Origin of the sequence: Streptomyces sp. NPDC059477 (assembly GCF_042749375.1) — a bacterium.
In the GTDB taxonomy this organism is placed as follows: Bacteria; Actinomycetota; Actinomycetes; order Streptomycetales; family Streptomycetaceae; genus Streptomyces.
Window position 1 is genome coordinate 84,524 of the sequence record NZ_JBHYUG010000009.1, and the last position, 16,957, is coordinate 101,480.

Genomic DNA, 16,957 nt, shown 5'->3' on the forward strand with positions numbered 1-16,957 from the left:
AGGCTCGTCCCGAGGGCTCGTCCCATTTATCCGTCCCATGTACCCGCCCTGTGTACCCGTCCGATGTAATCGTCCTATGTATTCGTCCTATGGAGGACCCCGATGACCGAGCACCAGCAGTTGCCCGCCTGGGCCGATCCGGGCGTCGCCCCCGCGTCCCTGGACGCGCAGGGCGCCTCCCGTCGTCAGCTGCTGCGCCGCGCGGGGCTGTTCGGCGCCGCCTTCGCCCTCGGGTCGGCCGCCACCCCGGCCGTCGCCACCCCGGCCGTCGCCTCCTCCCAGGGAGGGCGGGGGTACGGCGGTGAGGACCCGCGGCTCGCCTATCTCGTCGGCGACCATCACATCCACACCGTGTACAGCCATGACGCCAAGTACACGTTCTCGCAGCTCGCGGCCAAGGGCGCGGAGTACGGCCTGGACTGGATGGTGTTCACCGAGCACTCCAACGTCGGGCACGCCAGATACGGCGCCGCGCTGGAGAACGCGGAGATCCGCCAGGCCCGTGCCGCACATCCGCGCCAGCTGATCTTCCAAGGGCTGGAGTGGTACATCCCGGCCGCCGAGCACGCCACCGTGATCGCCGCGCCCGGCCGGGGCGAGGTCGATCTCCTGACCCGCTTCGAGACCGCCTACGACGGCAAGCTCCTCGGCTACGACAAGGGCGGCGCCGCCGACGCCGACACCGCGCGCAACGAGGCGCACGCCGTCGCCGCCCTCAAGTGGCTGGACCGGCAACGCCGTTCGGGTGCCATCGACGATGTCCTCGTCCTCGCCAATCACCCGCTGCGGCTCGGTATCGACTCCCCGCACGAGCTGCGCGCCTGGCGGGACGCCGCGCCGGAGATCATGATCGGCATGGAGGGCGCACCGGGCTCCCAGGGCGCGGCGCTCCCCGGCTGGCGCGGGGCGAACTCGATCCGCGGCGAGTACGAGAACAAGCCGTCCGCGCAGTCCTGGCCGGGCTATCCGGCGGCGGCCTATGTGACGTACGGCGGCTTCGACTGGGCGACGGCCACGGTCGGCGGGCTGTGGGACGCCATGCTGGCCGAGGGCCGGCTGTTCTCCGTCACCACCAACTCCGACGCTCACCGGATCGTCCACGACACCTGGAAGAACGGCGACTGGGCGCCGGGGCAGAACTTCGACACGACCGGGCGGCTGCCCGACCCGGTGAACACCGACACCCCGCAGCCCGGCAGCGACTTCTGGCCCGGTGCTTTCAGCCGGACCCATGTCGGCGTCACCCGCTTCGGCTACGCGGCGGTGATGGCGGGGCTGCGGGCGGGCCGGGTCTGGCTGGACCACGGCCATCTGCTGGACGGCCTCGACGTACGGCTCAGGCGGGAGCGCGATCAGGGGCGGGGCGTCACGCTGGGCGGACGGCTGCGGGTGCGCGAGGGCGAGCGGCTCACCCTGGAGGTGACCGTGACCGCCGCCTCGCGCGCCAACCCGGCGGGCATCCGGCCCGAGGTGGCGCACGTGGACGTGATCCGGGGTGCGGTCCGCGGGCCGGTCAGCCACCGGGACAGCTGGCGGGCGCCGGACACCCGGGTCGTCACCACCAAGGACGTCCTGGGCCGCAAGGGCACCTACACCCTGCGCATCCCGCTCACCGCCGGGGACGAGTCCTTCTACGTCCGGCTGCGCGGCAGCGACGGCCACCGCAACGGCACCGGCTACCTGGGCGCGTCCATCGACCCGCACGGGCCGGTGCCGCACCCGCCGGGGGACGGGGATCCCTGGGCGGACACGTGGTTCTACAGCAATCCGGTGTTCGTGGATGTGGTGGGGCGGTAGGGCGGGTATCGGGTGCGGGGGTACCGCCGGAGGCATGGGGGTGCGGGGGGGCACAGGGTCACGGGGGTACCGGGGCACGGGGGTGCCGGGGGCGAGGGGTGCCGGGGGCGAGGGGGTGCCGGGGGTACCCCGGAGGTATGGGGGGCGGGGCTCCGCCGGGGGCGGGTGGCTCTCAGGAGGGGTACGGGATATCCCTCTCATCGGTGAGGACCGAGGGGAGGGCGGCCCGGAATACTGGAACGGTCCTGCTCACGAGGAGCCGCCCATGTCCGCCCGGTCCTGGATCGCACTGTCCGTCGCCCGTCTGCGCACCACGAACCCGTACGTCGTGGACACGGCGCTGGCCACCCTCGTGCTGTTCTCGACCACCCTCCAGTGGGTCTTCCCCGGCGAGAAGTCGGATGTCCTGACGTGGCAGGGCTTTCTGCTGGGGGTGGGGACGGCGGTGCCGCTGATCTGGCGGCACCGGGCGCCGTTCCTGACGGCGTGCGCGGTGTCGGTCGCCACCTCCGCGATGGCCGCCCATCACTCGCCGCCGCCGGACGTGATCTACGGCGGCCTCGTCGTGCTCTACACGGTGGCCGCGCGCTGCCCGCCCGTCCAGCGGAGGGCGCTGCTGGTCGCGTGGCTGATCGGGGTCGCCGGGACCATGAGCTACTTCGGCGGCCCCCAGCCCTACGAGTACGCGTTCCATCTGATGAGCGTCATCTTCGCGTACGCGCTCGGCATGCTGGCCCGGCTCCGGCGCGCCTACACCGCCCAGTTGGAGGACCGGGCGCGGCGGCTGGAGCGGGAGCGGGCCGCCGACACCGAGCGGGCCAGAGCGCAGGAGCGGTCCCGGATCGCGCGGGACATGCACGACGTGCTGGCGCATGCCGTCAGTCTGATGGTCGTCCAGGCCGAGGCCGGGCCGGTGGTGGTGCGCAGTGATCCGGACCGTGCGGAGGCCGCGTTCGACGCGATAGCGACGAGCGGGCGGGACGCCATGGGGCAGTTGCGGCGGCTCCTCGGCGTGCTGAAGGAGGAGCAGGCCAGGGGGGTCCCCGAGCGGCTGCCCCAGCCGGGGGTGGCCACCCTTCCCGAACTGGTCCGGCTGGTACGGGAGTCCACCGGGCTGCGGGTGGAGATGCGCACGTCCGGGGAGCCGCGCCCGCTGCCACCGGACACCGATGTGGCCGCCTTCCGTGTGGTGCAGGAGGCCCTGACCAACACCGTCAAACACGCGTACGCTTCGTCCGCGACGGTCGCGCTGGACTGGACGGAGGACGCCTTGACCCTGACGGTGACCGACGACGGGCGCGGCCCGGCGGAGACCTCCGGAGGATCGGGGGGTGCGGGCAGATCCGGGCCGACCGGGGCTGTGGGCAGACCTGGGTCGGCCGGGGCAGTGGGCAGACCTGGGCCGGCCGGAGGTGCGGGCAGATCCAGGGTTCCCGGTGTCTGGGGCCTGGCCCCCGTACCAGGCGACCCCGGCGGCTCCGGCGAACCCGGCGGCTCCGGCGGCCTCGACGGATCCGGCGTGTCCGGGCTGTCCGAGGGGCGTGGGCCGTCCGGTGGGTATGGGCTGATCGGGGTCCGGGAGCGGGCCGTGGCCTGTGGGGGTACGGCGGAGGCCGGGCGGGGTCCGCGCGGTGGGTTCCGGGTGCGGGTGCGGCTGCCCGTCACCGCCGAGCGGGAGGCGGCCCTCGGGTGAGCATCCGGGTGGTGGTCGCCGACGATCAGGAACTGGTGCGCAGCGGCTTCAGCATGATCCTGGAGGCGCAGCCGGACATCGAGGTGGTCGCGGAGGCCGGGGACGGCGCCGAGGCGGTCGCCGCAGTCCGGGACCACGCGCCCGATGTGCTGCTGCTGGACATCCGGATGCCGGTGATGGACGGCCTGGAGGCGGCCCGGCGGGTGTGCGCGGGCTCGGCGTGCAAGGTCGTCATGCTGACCACGTTCGATCTGGACGAATACGTCTACGACGCGCTGTACGCGGGCGCGAGCGGTTTTCTGCTGAAGGATGTGCGCCGCGACGACCTGGTGCACGCCGTGCGGGTCGTCGCGGCCGGTGACTCGCTGCTGGCTCCGGCCGTGACCCGGCGGCTGGTCGCGGACATCGTGCGGCGGCGCCGTGAGGAGGCGGTCACCGAGGTCACCCCGCAGCGGCTGGACGTCCTCACCGCCCGGGAGGTGGAGACCCTGCGGCTGCTGGCCCGGGGTCTGTCCAACGCGGAGATCGCCACCACCCTGTTCGTCAGCGAGCACACGGTGAAGACCCATGTCAGCAATGTGCTGAGCAAGCTGGGTCTGCGTGACCGGGTGCAGGCGGTGATCTGCGCGTACGAGACGGGGCTGGTGACACCGGGCGCATGAGCCGTTGGTGGCGTCGCCTCACTTCACCTCACCCAGTTCCTCGAAGAGGGTGAGCTGGAGGGAGCCGGGCGGTTCCAGGCGGGAGTTGAGGGAGTTCCAGGGGGTGCGGGTGGGTTCGGCGATCACCTCGGCTCCGGCGGCGGCGAGCCGTGCCGTGGCGACCGTGGAGTCATCGACCTGGAAGGCGACCCGGATGGCTCCGGCGACGCGTCTGCCGACCTCGACGTCGTCGATGAACGCGGCGTGGTTCGGGTCGGTGATCTCCAGGGTGACGCGGCCCGCCTCCAGGATGGTGACGTGTCCGCCCTCGGAGGAGAACGCGGCGCGTTCGGGGAGACCGAGGACGTCCCGGTAGAAGTGCAGCGCCGCGTCGTAGTCCTCGGCGGTGACGATCAGAGGCAGTTCACGGATGGGGGAATCGGCGGACATGGAGGCTCCTTCGCAGGTCGTGGACGCTCGGCTCAACCTCCCTGCCTCGGTGGGCATTCATGAGGCCGGTGGCCGGCGGGCGGTCGCCTCTCCCTCTCAGGAGTGACACGGGCGCCCCGCTCCCCCGTGCGGGCGAGTCCGGGAAACCGCTCGTCCCGGCGATCCGCCGTGCCCCCTCGCGCCGCGAACCTGTGGGACGTACACACCACGATCCACCGGGAGACACCGTGTTGACCGCACTCGCCCGGACGGCGACCCGCCGTCCGCTCACCGTGATATCGCTCTGGGTGCTGTTCCTGCTGCTCGGCTTCGGGCTCGGTACGGGCGTCTTCGCCCGGCTCTCCGACAATGTGCCGGAGGTGCCGGGCACCGAGTCGGAGGCGGCTGCCCAGTATCTCGACCGCGTGGACCCGGACGGCGAGTCGATCACGGCCGTCGTCGCGGGGACGGCCGTGTCCGACGCCGGACTGCGCGGGCAGGTCGAGCGGACCGTCGCCGACCTCCGCGAGATCACCGGGGTGGCCGCCGTGCCCGACCCCTACACCACCCCCGGCCTGGCCGCCGAGGACGGCCGGGCCCTGCTGATCCCGGTCACCCTGGACGGCGGCCTCGACGCCGACGCCGAGGAACGGGCCGTCGACGCGGCGGTGGACCGTATCCATGAGATCGAGGCGCCCGACGTGCATGTCAGCGGCGGGCCGCTGCTGGGCACCCAGCTCGGCGGCCAGGCGTCGGAGGACGTGGCCAACGCGGAGCTGATCTCGCTGCCGGTGGTGCTGGCGCTGCTGCTGGTGATCTTCGGCGGGCTGCGCGCGGCGGCCCTGCCGCTGATGATCGCGGTCAGCGCGATCGCCGGCGCGTTCCTGGCGCTGTTCGTGTTCAGCCAGTTCACCGACATCTCGGTGTACGCGATCCAGATCACCACCATGCTCGGGCTCGGCCTCGCGGTGGACTACGCGCTGCTGATGCTGGTCCGCTTCCGTGAGGAGCGCCGGACCACCGAGGACGTGGCCGAGGCGGTGCACCGTACGGTCGCGGCGGCCGGGCGGACCGTGCTGTTCTCGGGGCTGACCGTGGCCGTCAGCCTGACCGGGCTGCTGGTCTTCCCCAGCGTGTTCCTGCGCAGCATGGGCCTGGCGGTGGCCGCCGTCGTCGTCATCGACATGCTGGCCGCGCTGACCCTGCTGCCCGCGCTGCTGACGAGGTTCGGTGGGAGGATCCCGCCCGCGAAGGAGCGGCCGGAGGGTGAGGAGGGACGGTTCTTCGCCCGGCTGGCCCGCTTCTCCGCCCGCCGCAAGGTGGCCGTGCTCGCGGTGATCGTCCCGGCGCTGCTGGTGCTGGCGCTGCCCGTCGCCGGGCTGCGGATCAACCTCGGCGACGCCACCCAGCTCCCCTCGGACACCGAGGCCCGGCAGCTGTACGACACCGTCGGCGCGCACTTCCCGCCCGGCACCGGCGTCGCCCCGGTCACCGTCGTCGTCGAGCCCGGCACCGACCCGGCGACCGTCGACCGGATCACCGCCCTGTCGCCGGACTCCGAGGTCAAGGAGTTGCCCGGCGGCACCACGGTCGTGGAACTGCCGCCGACCGGAAGCGTCGACGGCGACGCGGCGACCGGGCTGGTCGAGCGGGTGCGGGAGCTGCGCGGGGACGAGCCGGTGACGGTGACCGGACCGGCGGCCCGGTTGGTGGACTTCCGGGAGATGCTCGCCGAGCGGGCGCCCTGGGCCGCCGTGACCGTCCTGGCCGGTATCTTCGCCCTGCTGTTCGCCTTCACCGGTTCCGTGCTGCTGCCGCTGCGGACCATCGCCACCACCCTGCTCAGTCTCGGGGCGGCCCTCGGTGTGGTGGTGTGGGTCTTCCAGGACGGCCATCTCGCCGGGCTGTTCGGCTCCGAGGAGCTGGGCGCGCTCAGCCTGACCGCGCCCCCGCTGATCATCGCCATCGCCTTCGGGCTCGCCATGGACTACGAGCTGTTCATCCTGGCCCGGATGCGCGAGGCCCGGCAGCGGTCCGGCGACGACCAGGAGGCCGTGGTCACCGGGCTGCGCCGCTCGGGCCGGGTGGTGACCTGTGCCGCGCTGCTGCTCGCGATCGTCTTCGGCGCCTTCATGACCGGCGGTTTCGCCCCCATCCTCCAGATCGGCCTGGGCCTGACCCTGGCGGTGCTGATCGACGCGACGATCGTCCGGATGCTGCTGGTCCCGGCGACGATGGCGCTGCTCGGCGGGCACGCCTGGTGGGCGCCGAAGCCCCTGCGCAAGGTCCACGACCGGATCGGCCTGACCGAGGAGGCCGCCGCCCCGGCACCCCGGGAGCCGGCGCGGCTGTGAGGCGGTTGCGGGTGAGCAGGACGTAGCTCTGACGGCCAGTGGATCCCTCACGGGGGTGGGGGTCCACCGGCCGTTCGCCGCGCCCACCGGGTGAGCGCACCTCCTTGTCGCCTCCGCCCATGCCTCACCCAACCGAGATTCACGGAAATCTCACCTTTCCTCCCATCCGTTCACAGGTTCGCCCCAGCCGGGCGACGCAAGCTGCAAGACGCACGGAACGTACGACAGGAAGGCACACCGTGGGCGTCTCGCACATACCGAACGGGTCCGGACGGCAGCCGCAGGGATGGTCCCGGCGGGGAGTCATCTCCCTGCTGGGCGCGGCGGGAGCCGCCACGCTCGCCGGGTGCACGGGCTCGGCGGACGCGAGCGAGACGGGGTCGTCGGGGTCGGGCGGCTCGGCCACCGCCCAGTCGGCGGCGCAGCGCCCGGAGATCGGGGTCACCCCGGCGAACGGCACGACGAAGGCGTCCTTCACCACCCCGGTCGAGGTGATCGTGCGGGACGGCACGCTGGCGTCGGTGCGGGTCGAGGGCAACGACGGCAGCACGCTGGACGGCTCGTACGACGCGGACCGTACGACCTGGACCTCGGACGGCAACCCGTACTCGGGGACGAAGTACACGGTCACCGCGAGCGCGGACGACGGGACCGAGCTGACCGCGAGCTTCACCACCCAGCAGCCCGGTGAGACCTTCGTCGGCTACTTCACGCCCGAGGACGGCTCGACGTCCGGTGTCGGCATGCCGGTGTCGCTGAACTTCACCCACGCCGTCGCCGACCGCGCGGCCGTCCAGAAGGCGATCACCGTGACCGCCGAGCCCGCCACAGAGATCGTGGGCCACTGGTTCAGCGACACCCGGCTCGACTTCCGCCCGGAGACGTACTGGGCGGCCGGTACGACGATCACGCTCGGGCTGCGGCTGCGGGACGTCGAGGGCGCGGACGGGGTGTACGGCACACAGTCGAAGGACGTCACCTTCCACATCGGGCGGGAGCAGATCAGCACGGTCGATCTGGCCGCCAAGGAGATGACGGTCCGCCGGGACGGCCAGACCTTCGCCACGTATCCGGTGACCGGCGGCGACCCCGACCATCTGACCTGGTCCGGGATCATGGTGATCAGCGAGCGGTTCAAGGAGACCCGGATGGAGTCCTCCACGGTCGGGCTCGGTGACGAGTACGACATCCCGGATGTGCCGCACGCCCAGCGGCTGACCACGTCCGGCACGTTCATCCACGGCAACTACTGGGCCGCGTCCTCGGTGTTCGGCAGCCAGAACACCAGCCACGGCTGTGTCTCGCTGGACGACACCCAGGGCGCGGACGACACCGCCGTCGACGGCTACAAGTTCTACGACAGCTCGATCCTCGGGGACGTGGTGATCGTCGAGAACTCCGGCGAGGTGACCGTCGATCCGGCCAACGGCCTCAACGGCTGGAACCTGTCCTGGTCCGACTGGCAGGCGGGCAGCGCGGTATAGCAGCCGCTCGGCCTCCAGGACGACCCGGCGGTCGATGGACGCCTCCGGAGTCCCGCCGGTGGCGGCGCGCACCACGCGCACGCGGGTACGGCGGTGAACTGCATCACGACGTGGTGGTCGATGCGCATGCCGACGCCGCAGCCGCTGTGGCCGACGGGGAAGGCGGGGTGCGGATGCCGTCGCCGTCGGCGTCCCTCATCGGTGTTCGTCGATGTTCGTTCGGTGTCGCCGGGTGTCCCACTTTCACCACAGGCGGGCACACCGTAACCTTCGGGCAAAAAAGTCAGACTTTTAGGGTCGTAGGCGTTCTGCAAGCGCCTACGGCGAGTCGTGGACGGAGTCCAGCCCTGAAGCGTACGAGCGGCTGATCCTGGATGTGCTCCTCGGCGACGCCAATCTGTTCCCCCGTCACCAGGAGGTGGCAGAGTCCTGGAAGGTCCTCGACCCCGAGACACTCGCACGAGACGGACGGAGCTGGCGCAGGCCATGAAGATCGACCTGACCGACACCACGGCAAGCAAGATCAACAAGGCGTTGGTGCAGGGCCGCCGCGCCATCGGGACCCCGGCCGTGGGCATGGTCCTGACGATGGTGATCGTCACCGACGAGGAGAACGCGTACGACGCGATCAGGGCCGCCGAGGAAGCCTCGCACGAGCATCCCTCGCGGACTCTGGTCGTCATCAAGCGGCACGCCCGCACCCCGCGCGACCGCACCCAGTCCAAGCTGGACGCCGAGGTCCGGCTGGGCGCGGACGCCGGTACCGGCGAGACGGTGGTGCTGCGGACGTACGGGGAGGTCTCCGAGCACGCCGACAGCGTGGTGCTGCCGCTGCTGCTGCCGGACGCGCCGGTGGTGGTGTGGTGGCCGGTGGACGCGCCGGAGAACCCGGCCAAGGATCCGCTGGGCGCGCTGGCGCAGCGCCGGATCACCGATCTGTACGCGGTGGAGAACCCGTTGCGGGTGATGGAGGCCCGGGTGCGCTCCTACGCGCCGGGCGACACCGATCTGGCCTGGACCCGGCTCACGCCGTGGCGTTCGATGCTGGCCGCCGCCCTGGACCAGGCCCCGGTGGAGATCACCTCGGCGGCCGTGGAGGCCGAGGCGGACAACCCGGCCGCCGAGCTGCTCGCCCGCTGGCTGGAGGCGCGGCTCGCTGTCCGGGTCGACCGGGTGGTCACGGCGGGGCCGGTGGTGACGGCCGTGCGGCTGGGCACGGCGAAGGGCGACATCGTCATCGACCGCCCGGACGGGCCGCTGGCCACCCTCTCGCTGCCGGGCCAGCCCGCGCGGACCCTCGCACTGAAGGTGCGCCCCACGTCCGATCTCATCGCCGAGGAGCTGCGACGGCTGGACGCGGACGAGATGTACGCCATCGCGCTGCGGGGCGTGGCGGTCGAGGGGGGCGTGTGACGTCCGGCGCCTGTGCCCGGGCACGTCCCCGGGCCTCTCCCGGGTCCCGGCCCCGTTCCTGTCCCGGGTCCGGGCCCGCGCTGATACCTGCCACCCCGTCCGAGTCCGTACCGGATCGGCGATTCGCCGGGTACGGGCATCCGCTGTGCCGGCGGGGAGCCGTCCGGCACCGGCACTTCGAGTCCTTCGACCGGTGGCACGCCGGACCCGTCCTCGCCGAGGGCACCGACGTCCCCGGTCTCGATCCGTCCACCCCACCGCCGCCCCGTGGCGGCGTACCGCACTCTCGGGAAGTGAGCTGACATGCAACTGGGTCTGATCGGTCTGGGCAAGATGGGCGGCAACATGCGCGAGCGGATCCGCCGCGCGGGCCACACCGTCGTCGGGTACGACCGCAATCCCGACGTCACCGATGTCCCCGGCCTCGCCGAGCTGGTCGCCGCGCTGGACGCCCCGCGCACGGTGTGGGTGATGGTCCCGGCCGGGATCGCCACCCAGGCCGTGATCAACGAGCTGGGCGGGCTGCTGGAGGCGGACGATGTCGTCGTGGACGGCGGGAACTCCCGCTGGACGGACGACGAGAAGCACGCCGCCGAGCTGGGCATCAAGGGCATCGGCTTCGTCGACGCCGGGGTCTCCGGCGGCGTCTGGGGCCTGGAGAACGGATACGCGCTGATGGTCGGCGGCGACCGGGCCCATGTGGAGCGGCTGCACCCGATCTTCGAGGCGCTCAAGCCGGACGGCCCGTACGGCTATGTCCACGCGGGCAAGGTGGGCGCCGGGCACTTCTCCAAGATGGTCCACAACGGCATCGAGTACGCCATGATGCAGGCGTACGCCGAGGGCTGGGAGCTGCTGGAGAGCGTCAACTCGGTGGACAACGTGCGTGAGGTGTTCCGCTCCTGGCAGGACGGCACGGTCATCCGCTCCTGGCTGCTGGACCTCGCGGTCCACGCCCTGGACGCCGACGAGCATCTGGAGAAACTGCGCGGCTACGCCGAGGACTCCGGCGAGGGCCGCTGGACGGTGGAGGCGGCGATCGACCACGCCGTCCCGCTCCCCGCGATCACGGCGTCCCTGTTCGCCCGGTTCGCCTCCCGGCAGGACGACTCGCCCCAGATGAAGATGATCGCCGCCCTGCGCAACCAGTTCGGCGGCCACGCGGTCGAGACGACCGGGGAAGCGACCGGGGAGGCGACCGGAGAGGCGAAGTAGTCCGGCGGCCGGGTCCGGCCGTGGGGATCTCCGGCGCGAGGACTCCCACGGCCGGTTCGGCCGTACGGTGACGGCGATGCGCGCTGGACGCGCCGACAGTGACCGTTCGGGCGAACACCCTGCCGTCATCGCCGTGTTGACACCCAGCGCCGGGCGCGTCAGAGTCGCGTCCCGATGCAGATCGACGACCTGACACCGGCCGAACGACGGGTGTGGCACGCCTTTCCGCGCGGGGCGACCGTGGACTTCCGTACCGGCGCGGACGACGATCCGGACGCGGGTGCCGACTGGGGCCCGGAGCGGACGCTACGGGCCTCGGTGGTGAAGGCCCTGCTGGTCAGCGGTCCCGAGGTGGACGGCGAGGTCCCGGCGCTGCGGGTGTCCGGCGCCCGGGTCACCGGCCCGCTGGACCTCACCCACGCCGTGATCGACCACCCGGTGCGGCTGGCCCACTGTCACTTCACCGACGCGCCCGACTTCTACGGCGCCCAGTTGCGCCGCCTCAGCCTGCGCGGCTCCGCGCTTCCCGCGCTCGACCTGGGCGGCGTGCGCATCGACGGGCTGCTCCAGCTGTCGGAGTGCCGGATGGGCGGGCGGATCCAGATGGTCGGCGCGCAGATAGCCGGGGCGCTGTTCCTGGCGCGTGCCCGGCTCACGACCCAGGACAGCGCCAAGCCCGCGCTGCGGCTCAGCCAGGCGACGATCGGCGAGGACCTGTGCGCGCCGGGCCTGACGGCGACCGGCGAGATCCGGCTCGGCGGTACCACGGTCGGTGGCAGCGTCGACCTCACCGAGGCCCGTCTCGACCCGCCCCGGGGGCTGGCCGTGGACGCGCAGAAGATCACCGTGGACGGCGACGTGGTGATGAAACGGGCCCGGGTGCGCGGCTGGATCGGTCTGCGGGGCGCCCGGATCACCGGCCGCCTGGACCTGTCGTACATCGACCTGGCCCGTCCCGGTGAGGCCGTGCTGCGGGCCGGAAACGCGAGCATCGGCCAGCTCTGGCTGCGCGGCGGGCCGCCCGTCGACGGGCGGGTGGGTCTGCGGCACGCCCAGATGGACGTCCTGTTCCTGGAGCCGGAGGTCGTGCCGGGCCCGGTGTATCTGGAGGGCCTCGTCTATACGTCCCTGATCCCGGGCGAGCCCGCCGCGCGCCGACTCCCCCTGCTGGAGCGCGACGGCGACGGCTACGTCCCCTACGCCTACGAGCAGTTGACGGCCGCCTATCGCCGTATCGGCGACGACGACGCGGCCCGCCGGGTCCAGCTGGCCAAGCAGCGCCGCCGCCGGGCCACCCTCTCCTGGTACGGGCGGGTCTGGGGCACGGTCCAGGACGCCACCGTCGGCTACGGATTCCGCCCACTGAGGGCGTGCGGCTGGCTGCTCTCCCTGGTGGCGGTCGGCTCGATCACCTTCGGCCTGCACCACCCACGCCCGCTGAAACCGTCCGAGGCGCCGGGCTTCGACCCCGTCTTCTACACCCTGGACCTGCTGCTGCCGGTGATCTCCTTCGGCCAGGAGTCGGCGTTCGCGCCGGACGGCTGGTACCAGAAGCTGTCGTACGTCCTCGTCCTCGCGGGCTGGATCCTGGCGTCCACCGTCGTCGCGGGCGTGGCCAGGATCGTCAACCGGCAGTAGCGCGGCGGGGCACGCCGTAGGCGCGGTCCACCCGGATCCGCAGGACCAGGCGGCGGTCACGGACCATCGCCCGGCGGTAGTCGTCCCAGTCGGGGTGCTCGCCCAGGACGTCGCGGTAGAGGCGGATCAGCTCCTCGACCGTGGCGTCGTCCGGGTTCTGGGCGACCGGGGTGAGGTCGGCCGTGCCCTCGGCCACCGTGTAGGCCCAGCGGTCGGCGCTGGTGACGTGGTAGGAGACCCGGGCGTCGCGGCGGGCGTTGCGGGTCTTGGCGCGGTCGTCCGTGACGGAGATCCGGATGATCCGTTCCTCGGGGTCGTAGGCGTGGCTGACGTTCGACAGCTGCGGCCGTCCGTCGCGCTTGAGGGTGACGAGCACCCCGCCATGCCCTTCGGAGAGCAGCTTGAGCAGCGCGTCCAGGGTGTCGTCGTGGGTGTCGTCGTGGGTGTCGTCGTGGGTCGTGCTCGCGGTCTCGGTATCGGTCCTGTCCTCGGTCATGTCGGAACAACCGGTGCGATCACGGGTCCATTCCCCCCGGACGACAGAGGTAGACACCGTCTACCTTCATCCTGTAGACAGCGTCTATGACTGATTCCGAAGAGCTTGGGCTGCGTGCGCGGCTGGTCGATGCCGGTGTGGAGCTGCTGGAGCGGGAGGGCCCGCAGGCGCTCACCCTGCGGGAGATCGCCCGCCGGGCCGGTGTCTCGCACGGCGCCCCGCGCCGCTACTTCCCCACCCACCTGGAGCTGCTGTCGGCCATCGCGGGACGCGGCTTCGGCGAGCTGGGCGAGCGGGTGCGGACGGTGGCCGGGGACGACGGGGCGGGGCCGCGCGAGCAACTCGCCGCGCTGGGACGGACGTATCTCGACTTCGCGCTCGGCCGGCGCGGGATGTACGAGCTGATGTTCCGTCACGATCTGCTGGAGAGCGGACATCTGGGCCTGCGGGACACGAGCCTGCCACTGTTCGGGCTGCTGGTGGAACTGGTCGGGCGGGCCCGACCCGGCGCCGACGCGCGGGTGGTCGCGGGCGCGCTGTGGGCGAACTGGCACGGGATCGCCCAGCTGTGGAGCTGGGGAAGCCTGCGACTCGCGACGGGAACGAACGAGGTCACGCCCGTACTGCTCGCGTCCCTGGAGGCGCATCTCGGGCCGGAGGCTGACGGGCGGTGATGCGGGGACGGGTGCTGGCCGGGCTCCTCATGTGGTGGGCGCGGTCGGCACCGTAGTGCGGTCGGCACGGGGGCGCGGGCGGCGTAGTAGTCGACGCCACACTGCCGATCAGCAGGTCCGGCGGTGCTCGTGGGGGGACCTGAGCGACGATGAGGGCTGAGGGCGCGGGCGGGGGATGTACCGGTCCCCACCTCGTCGGAAGGCAAGTGGAGGAGAGCGCGATGGCAGGACTGCGGCAAGAGGTCGACCCGGCCGAGGTGGGGCTGGATCCGAAGGCGCTGGACCGCCTCGACCGGCACTTCGCGTCCGTCGTCGGCGAGGGGCGGTTGCCCGGGTTCCTGGTGTCGGTCGCGCGGGGCGGCCGGGTCGCCCATCTCACCGCGCACGGTGAGCGGGACATCGCGGCCGGGCTGCCGGTGGAGCCGGACACGCTGTGGCGGATCTACTCCATGACCAAGCCGGTGACCGCGGTCGCCGTGCTGATGCTGGTCGAGGAGGGCAGGCTGTCGCTGGACGATCCGGTCGCCCGCCATCTGCCCGCGTTCGCCGACGCGCGCGTGTACGTCGATGGTGCGGGCGACGACGTACGCACCCGGACCGTGGAACAGCCCATTCTGATCCGGCACTTGCTGAGCCACACCGCCGGGCTGACCTTCGCCTTCTACCACTCCCACCCCGTCGACGCGCTGTATCGCGCGGCCCATCTGGAGTCCTCCGTGCCGCCGGGCGCGGATCTCGCCCGGACCATCGATGTGTACGCGAGTCTGCCGTTGCAGTTCGAGCCGGGCACCCAGTGGAACTACTCGGTGGCCAGCAATGTGCTCGGCCGGATCATCGAGGTGGTGTCGGGCCGGCCCCTCGACGCCTTCTTCGCCGAGCGGCTCTTCGGCCCGCTCGGCATGGCGGACGCCGGTTTCGAGGTCGCGCCCGAAAACCTGGGACGGCTCTCGGAGTTGTACGGCGAGCGGGAGGACGGCCGGGGCATCGAGCCGATCGCCGGGCTGCCGCTGAAGGGACGGCCGCGATTTCTCTCCGGCAGCGGCGGCATGGTCGCGGGAGCCCACGACATCCACCGGTTCATGGAGTTGCTGCGCCGCGGCGGGGAACTGGACGGCGTACGGCTGCTGTCGCCCGCGACCGTCGACCTGATGACCGCCAACCACCTTCCCGGCGGCGCCGATCTGCGCTCCTTCGGCAGCCGCCCGGCGCACGACGAACCCGGTAACGAGGGCGTCGGCTTCGGCCTGGGCGTCTCCGTGGTGATCGACCCGGCCCGCACCAAGGCGCCCGCCGGGCTCGGGACGTACGGCTGGACCGGTGTGGCCACCACGACGTTCTTCGTGGACCCGGCCCGCGATCTGACCGTGCAGTTCTACAGCCAGGTCCGCCCGCGCACCTCGCACACGATCTTCTCGGACCTGAAGCGGTTGGTGCATGAGGCGGTGGTCGTCGGCTGACGGCCTTCCGGACGACGCCAGTTGGTCGGGGCTCGGTCCCTCAGGACCAGTGGGCCACGGCGTCCAGGTGGGGCAGATGGTGATCCAGCCGTTCCCGCTTGGTGCGCAGATAGGTGATGTTGCTCTCGGACGGCGGGATGAGCAGCGGGACCTGTTCGGCGACCTGGACGCCGTGGCGTACCAGCGCCTCGCGCTTGCGCGGGTTGTTGGACAGCAGCCGTACCGAGCGCACGCCGAGGTCGCGCAGGATCTCGGCGGCCACCCCGTAGTCGCGGGCGTCGACGGGCAGGCCGAGGGCGAGATTGGCCTCCACCGTGTCCAGGCCCTCCGCCTGGAGCGCCATCGCGCGCAGCTTGGCGAGCAGTCCGATGCCGCGGCCCTCATGGCCTCTGAGGTAGACGACGACGCCGCTGCCCGCGGCGACGACCGCCCCTAGCGCGGCGGCCAGTTGATCGCCGCATTCGCAGTGCCGGGAGCCGAAGGCGTCGCCCGTCAGGCACTCGGAGTGCAGCCGGGTGAGGATGTCGCCGGTGCCGAGGTCGCCGAGATCGCCGTGCACCAGGGCCACTTGTTCGTCGCCTCGGTCGTGGTCGAGATAGCCGATCGCCTGGAATTTTCCGTACGCCGTGGGCAGTGGCGCATTCACGATCCGTTCCACGCCGGTGCGCTGCGGTGACTTCGGTGATGGCGGTGATGGCGGTGAATTCGGTGACTTCGGGTCGGGTATGCCGAGGCTTTCTGTCATGATCTGGTTCCTAAGCGGAGACGAGAGGCCGGGAAACAGGGCCGGGAATCTGGGCCGGGAAAGGGGACATGATGGGTGATGCGGGTATAGGCCGGGCGGCGGCTCACGGCCCGTTGCCGGCGGACACCACGGAGGATGTCCGGGTCCGTGGTGCGGGCTTGCCGTCACAGGTCGCGGTGCTGCCGGTCGGGAGTTTCGAGCAGCACGGCCGGTATCTTCCGCTGGCGACCGACACGCTCGTCGCCTGTGCCGTGGCCCGGGAACTCGCCGCCGCCTACCCGGTGCACCTCCTTCCTCCGGTGACGATCTCCTGCTCGCACGAGCACGCCGCCTGGCCGGGGACCGTCAGCATCTCCGCCGTCACCCTGCACGCGGTGATCAGGGACATCGCCGACTCACTGCGGCGCTCGGGGGTCGGCGCCCTGGTGGTGGTGAACGGCCACGGGGGGAACTATGTCCTGGGCCATGTGGTTCAGGAAGCCTCCGCGCGCGGTGAGCGAATGGCGTTGTTCCCGGCCGTGGAGGACTGGGAAGCGGCGCGTGAGCGGGCGGGGGTGGAGACCTCGCTGCTCACCGACATGCATGCGGGGGAAATAGAGACCTCCGTCCTGCTGCACACTCATCCGGAAATGGTCCGGCCCGGTTATGAGACCGCCGATTTCATCCAGGACGACCGGCGGCGGCTGCTGACTCTGGGCATGTCCGGCTATACCGATTCGGGTGTCATCGGCCGTCCTTCCCTGGGATCGGCGGAAAAGGGAAAGGAACTGCTGGCGAGCCTCACGGATTCCTTCGGTGCGTGCTTTTCGCTGCTGACGGAAGACGATTCGGCGTAGGCCGTGCTCCTCTCGCGCAGGGCCGTCCAGCCCCGGACGGCGAGGACGAGGGCGCCGGGCAGGCTCGCGGCGAAGCCGAGCACTC

At 71.8% G+C, this 16,957-nt stretch carries 14 protein-coding genes and 2 pseudogenes; 12 read left to right on the plus strand and 4 right to left on the minus strand.

Annotated features, from left to right (window positions below; genetic code table 11):
- The first annotated feature begins 102 nt into the window (after positions 1-102).
- From ACFXAZ_RS07160 to ACFXAZ_RS07170, 3 genes are all read left to right on the plus strand, one after another.
- Entirely contained in the window at positions 103-1,797 is a 1,695-nt protein-coding gene (locus ACFXAZ_RS07160) for a PHP domain-containing protein (protein ID WP_384586172.1), read from the plus strand.
- Positions 1,798-2,062: 265 nt separating this feature from the next.
- Entirely contained in the window at positions 2,063-3,490 is a 1,428-nt protein-coding gene (locus tag ACFXAZ_RS07165) for a sensor histidine kinase (protein ID WP_384586174.1), read from the plus strand.
- Entirely contained in the window at positions 3,487-4,152 is a 666-nt protein-coding gene (locus ACFXAZ_RS07170) for a response regulator (protein WP_384586176.1), read from the plus strand. Before ACFXAZ_RS07165 ends, ACFXAZ_RS07170 begins: the two co-directional genes overlap by 4 nt.
- An 18-nt stretch (positions 4,153-4,170) precedes the next feature.
- Here ACFXAZ_RS07170 and ACFXAZ_RS07175 read toward each other — a convergent pair whose 3' ends face one another.
- Positions 4,171-4,581, minus strand: coding sequence for a VOC family protein (locus ACFXAZ_RS07175; RefSeq protein WP_384586178.1), 411 nt, complete (start codon positions 4,579-4,581; stop codon positions 4,171-4,173).
- Between the two features lie 227 nt (positions 4,582-4,808).
- On the opposite strand from ACFXAZ_RS07175, the gene ACFXAZ_RS07180 reads away from it, so the two are divergent.
- Together ACFXAZ_RS07180 and ACFXAZ_RS07185 are read left to right on the plus strand one after the other, a co-directional pair.
- Positions 4,809-6,914: an MMPL family transporter gene (locus ACFXAZ_RS07180; protein ID WP_384586180.1), complete on the plus strand. Its 2,106-nt coding sequence runs from the start codon at positions 4,809-4,811 to the stop codon at positions 6,912-6,914.
- Positions 6,915-7,153: 239 nt separating this feature from the next.
- Entirely contained in the window at positions 7,154-8,398 is a 1,245-nt protein-coding gene (locus ACFXAZ_RS07185; RefSeq protein WP_384586182.1) for an Ig-like domain-containing protein, read from the plus strand.
- Here ACFXAZ_RS07185 and ACFXAZ_RS07190 read toward each other — a convergent pair.
- Positions 8,369-8,491 (minus strand): annotated as a pseudogene (locus ACFXAZ_RS07190) (AraC family transcriptional regulator); the annotation flags it as partial. The gene ACFXAZ_RS07185 and the pseudogene ACFXAZ_RS07190 overlap by 30 nt on opposite strands.
- 223 nt (positions 8,492-8,714) lie before the next feature.
- On the opposite strand from ACFXAZ_RS07190, the pseudogene ACFXAZ_RS07195 reads away from it, so the two are divergent.
- The 4 genes and pseudogenes from ACFXAZ_RS07195 to ACFXAZ_RS07210 form a co-directional block, all read left to right on the plus strand.
- A pseudogene (locus tag ACFXAZ_RS07195) lies at positions 8,715-8,888 on the plus strand (glucose-6-phosphate dehydrogenase); the annotation flags it as partial.
- A complete protein-coding gene (opcA, locus tag ACFXAZ_RS07200) occupies positions 8,885-9,811 on the plus strand; it encodes a glucose-6-phosphate dehydrogenase assembly protein OpcA (protein ID WP_384586184.1) in 927 nt (308 codons plus the stop codon). The pseudogene ACFXAZ_RS07195 and the gene opcA, both read left to right, overlap by 4 nt.
- Before the next feature lie 303 nt (positions 9,812-10,114).
- Positions 10,115-11,026 (plus strand): phosphogluconate dehydrogenase (NAD(+)-dependent, decarboxylating), encoded by a 912-nt coding sequence (gene gnd, locus ACFXAZ_RS07205; protein WP_384586186.1) that lies wholly within the window; start codon positions 10,115-10,117, stop codon positions 11,024-11,026.
- A gap of 174 nt (positions 11,027-11,200) precedes the next feature.
- Positions 11,201-12,664, plus strand: coding sequence for a membrane-associated oxidoreductase (locus ACFXAZ_RS07210; protein WP_384586188.1), 1,464 nt, complete (start codon positions 11,201-11,203; stop codon positions 12,662-12,664).
- Here the strand turns inward: ACFXAZ_RS07210 and ACFXAZ_RS07215 are convergent.
- Positions 12,651-13,160, minus strand: coding sequence for a PPOX class F420-dependent oxidoreductase (locus ACFXAZ_RS07215; protein ID WP_384586190.1), 510 nt, complete (start codon positions 13,158-13,160; stop codon positions 12,651-12,653). The two genes, ACFXAZ_RS07210 and ACFXAZ_RS07215, sit on opposite strands and share 14 nt — an antisense overlap.
- Before the next feature lie 86 nt (positions 13,161-13,246).
- Here ACFXAZ_RS07215 and ACFXAZ_RS07220 point away from each other — a divergent pair, with 86 nt between their 5' ends.
- Together ACFXAZ_RS07220 and ACFXAZ_RS07225 are read left to right on the plus strand one after the other, a co-directional pair.
- Positions 13,247-13,834 carry a TetR/AcrR family transcriptional regulator gene (locus ACFXAZ_RS07220; protein ID WP_384586192.1) on the plus strand — a complete coding sequence of 196 codons (588 nt, stop codon included), beginning with the start codon at positions 13,247-13,249 and terminating at the stop codon, positions 13,832-13,834.
- Between the two features lie 221 nt (positions 13,835-14,055).
- Entirely contained in the window at positions 14,056-15,291 is a 1,236-nt protein-coding gene (locus tag ACFXAZ_RS07225; RefSeq protein WP_384586194.1) for a serine hydrolase domain-containing protein, read from the plus strand.
- Positions 15,292-15,331: 40 nt separating this feature from the next.
- Here the strand turns inward: ACFXAZ_RS07225 and ribA are convergent, their stop codons facing one another.
- On the minus strand, positions 15,332-16,036 hold the full coding sequence (ribA, locus tag ACFXAZ_RS07230; protein ID WP_384586196.1) for a GTP cyclohydrolase II: 705 nt from the start codon (positions 16,034-16,036) through the stop codon (positions 15,332-15,334).
- 71 nt (positions 16,037-16,107) lie between these two features.
- Here ribA and ACFXAZ_RS07235 point away from each other — a divergent pair, with 71 nt between their 5' ends.
- Positions 16,108-16,872, plus strand: coding sequence for a creatininase family protein (locus tag ACFXAZ_RS07235; RefSeq protein WP_384586282.1), 765 nt, complete (start codon positions 16,108-16,110; stop codon positions 16,870-16,872).
- Positions 16,873-16,957 lie beyond the last annotated feature (85 nt).

What these genes read in the sequence shown, in the direction of transcription:
- ACFXAZ_RS07160 (WP_384586172.1), top strand. Translation starts at nt 103, where the DNA reads ATGACCGAGCACCAGCAGTTGCCCGCCTGGGCCGATCCGGGCGTCGCC.
- ACFXAZ_RS07165 (WP_384586174.1), top strand. Translation starts at nt 2,063, where the DNA reads ATGTCCGCCCGGTCCTGGATCGCACTGTCCGTCGCCCGTCTGCGCACC.
- ACFXAZ_RS07175 (WP_384586178.1), bottom strand. Translation starts at nt 4,581, where the DNA reads ATGTCCGCCGATTCCCCCATCCGTGAACTGCCTCTGATCGTCACCGCC.
- opcA (WP_384586184.1), top strand. Translation starts at nt 8,885, where the DNA reads ATGAAGATCGACCTGACCGACACCACGGCAAGCAAGATCAACAAGGCG.
- gnd (WP_384586186.1), top strand. Translation starts at nt 10,115, where the DNA reads ATGCAACTGGGTCTGATCGGTCTGGGCAAGATGGGCGGCAACATGCGC.
- ACFXAZ_RS07210 (WP_384586188.1), top strand. Translation starts at nt 11,201, where the DNA reads ATGCAGATCGACGACCTGACACCGGCCGAACGACGGGTGTGGCACGCC.
- ACFXAZ_RS07215 (WP_384586190.1), bottom strand. Translation starts at nt 13,160, where the DNA reads ATGACCGAGGACAGGACCGATACCGAGACCGCGAGCACGACCCACGAC.
- ACFXAZ_RS07220 (WP_384586192.1), top strand. Translation starts at nt 13,247, where the DNA reads ATGACTGATTCCGAAGAGCTTGGGCTGCGTGCGCGGCTGGTCGATGCC.
- ACFXAZ_RS07225 (WP_384586194.1), top strand. Translation starts at nt 14,056, where the DNA reads ATGGCAGGACTGCGGCAAGAGGTCGACCCGGCCGAGGTGGGGCTGGAT.
- ribA (WP_384586196.1), bottom strand. Translation starts at nt 16,036, where the DNA reads ATGACAGAAAGCCTCGGCATACCCGACCCGAAGTCACCGAATTCACCG.
- ACFXAZ_RS07235 (WP_384586282.1), top strand. Translation starts at nt 16,108, where the DNA reads ATGGGTGATGCGGGTATAGGCCGGGCGGCGGCTCACGGCCCGTTGCCG.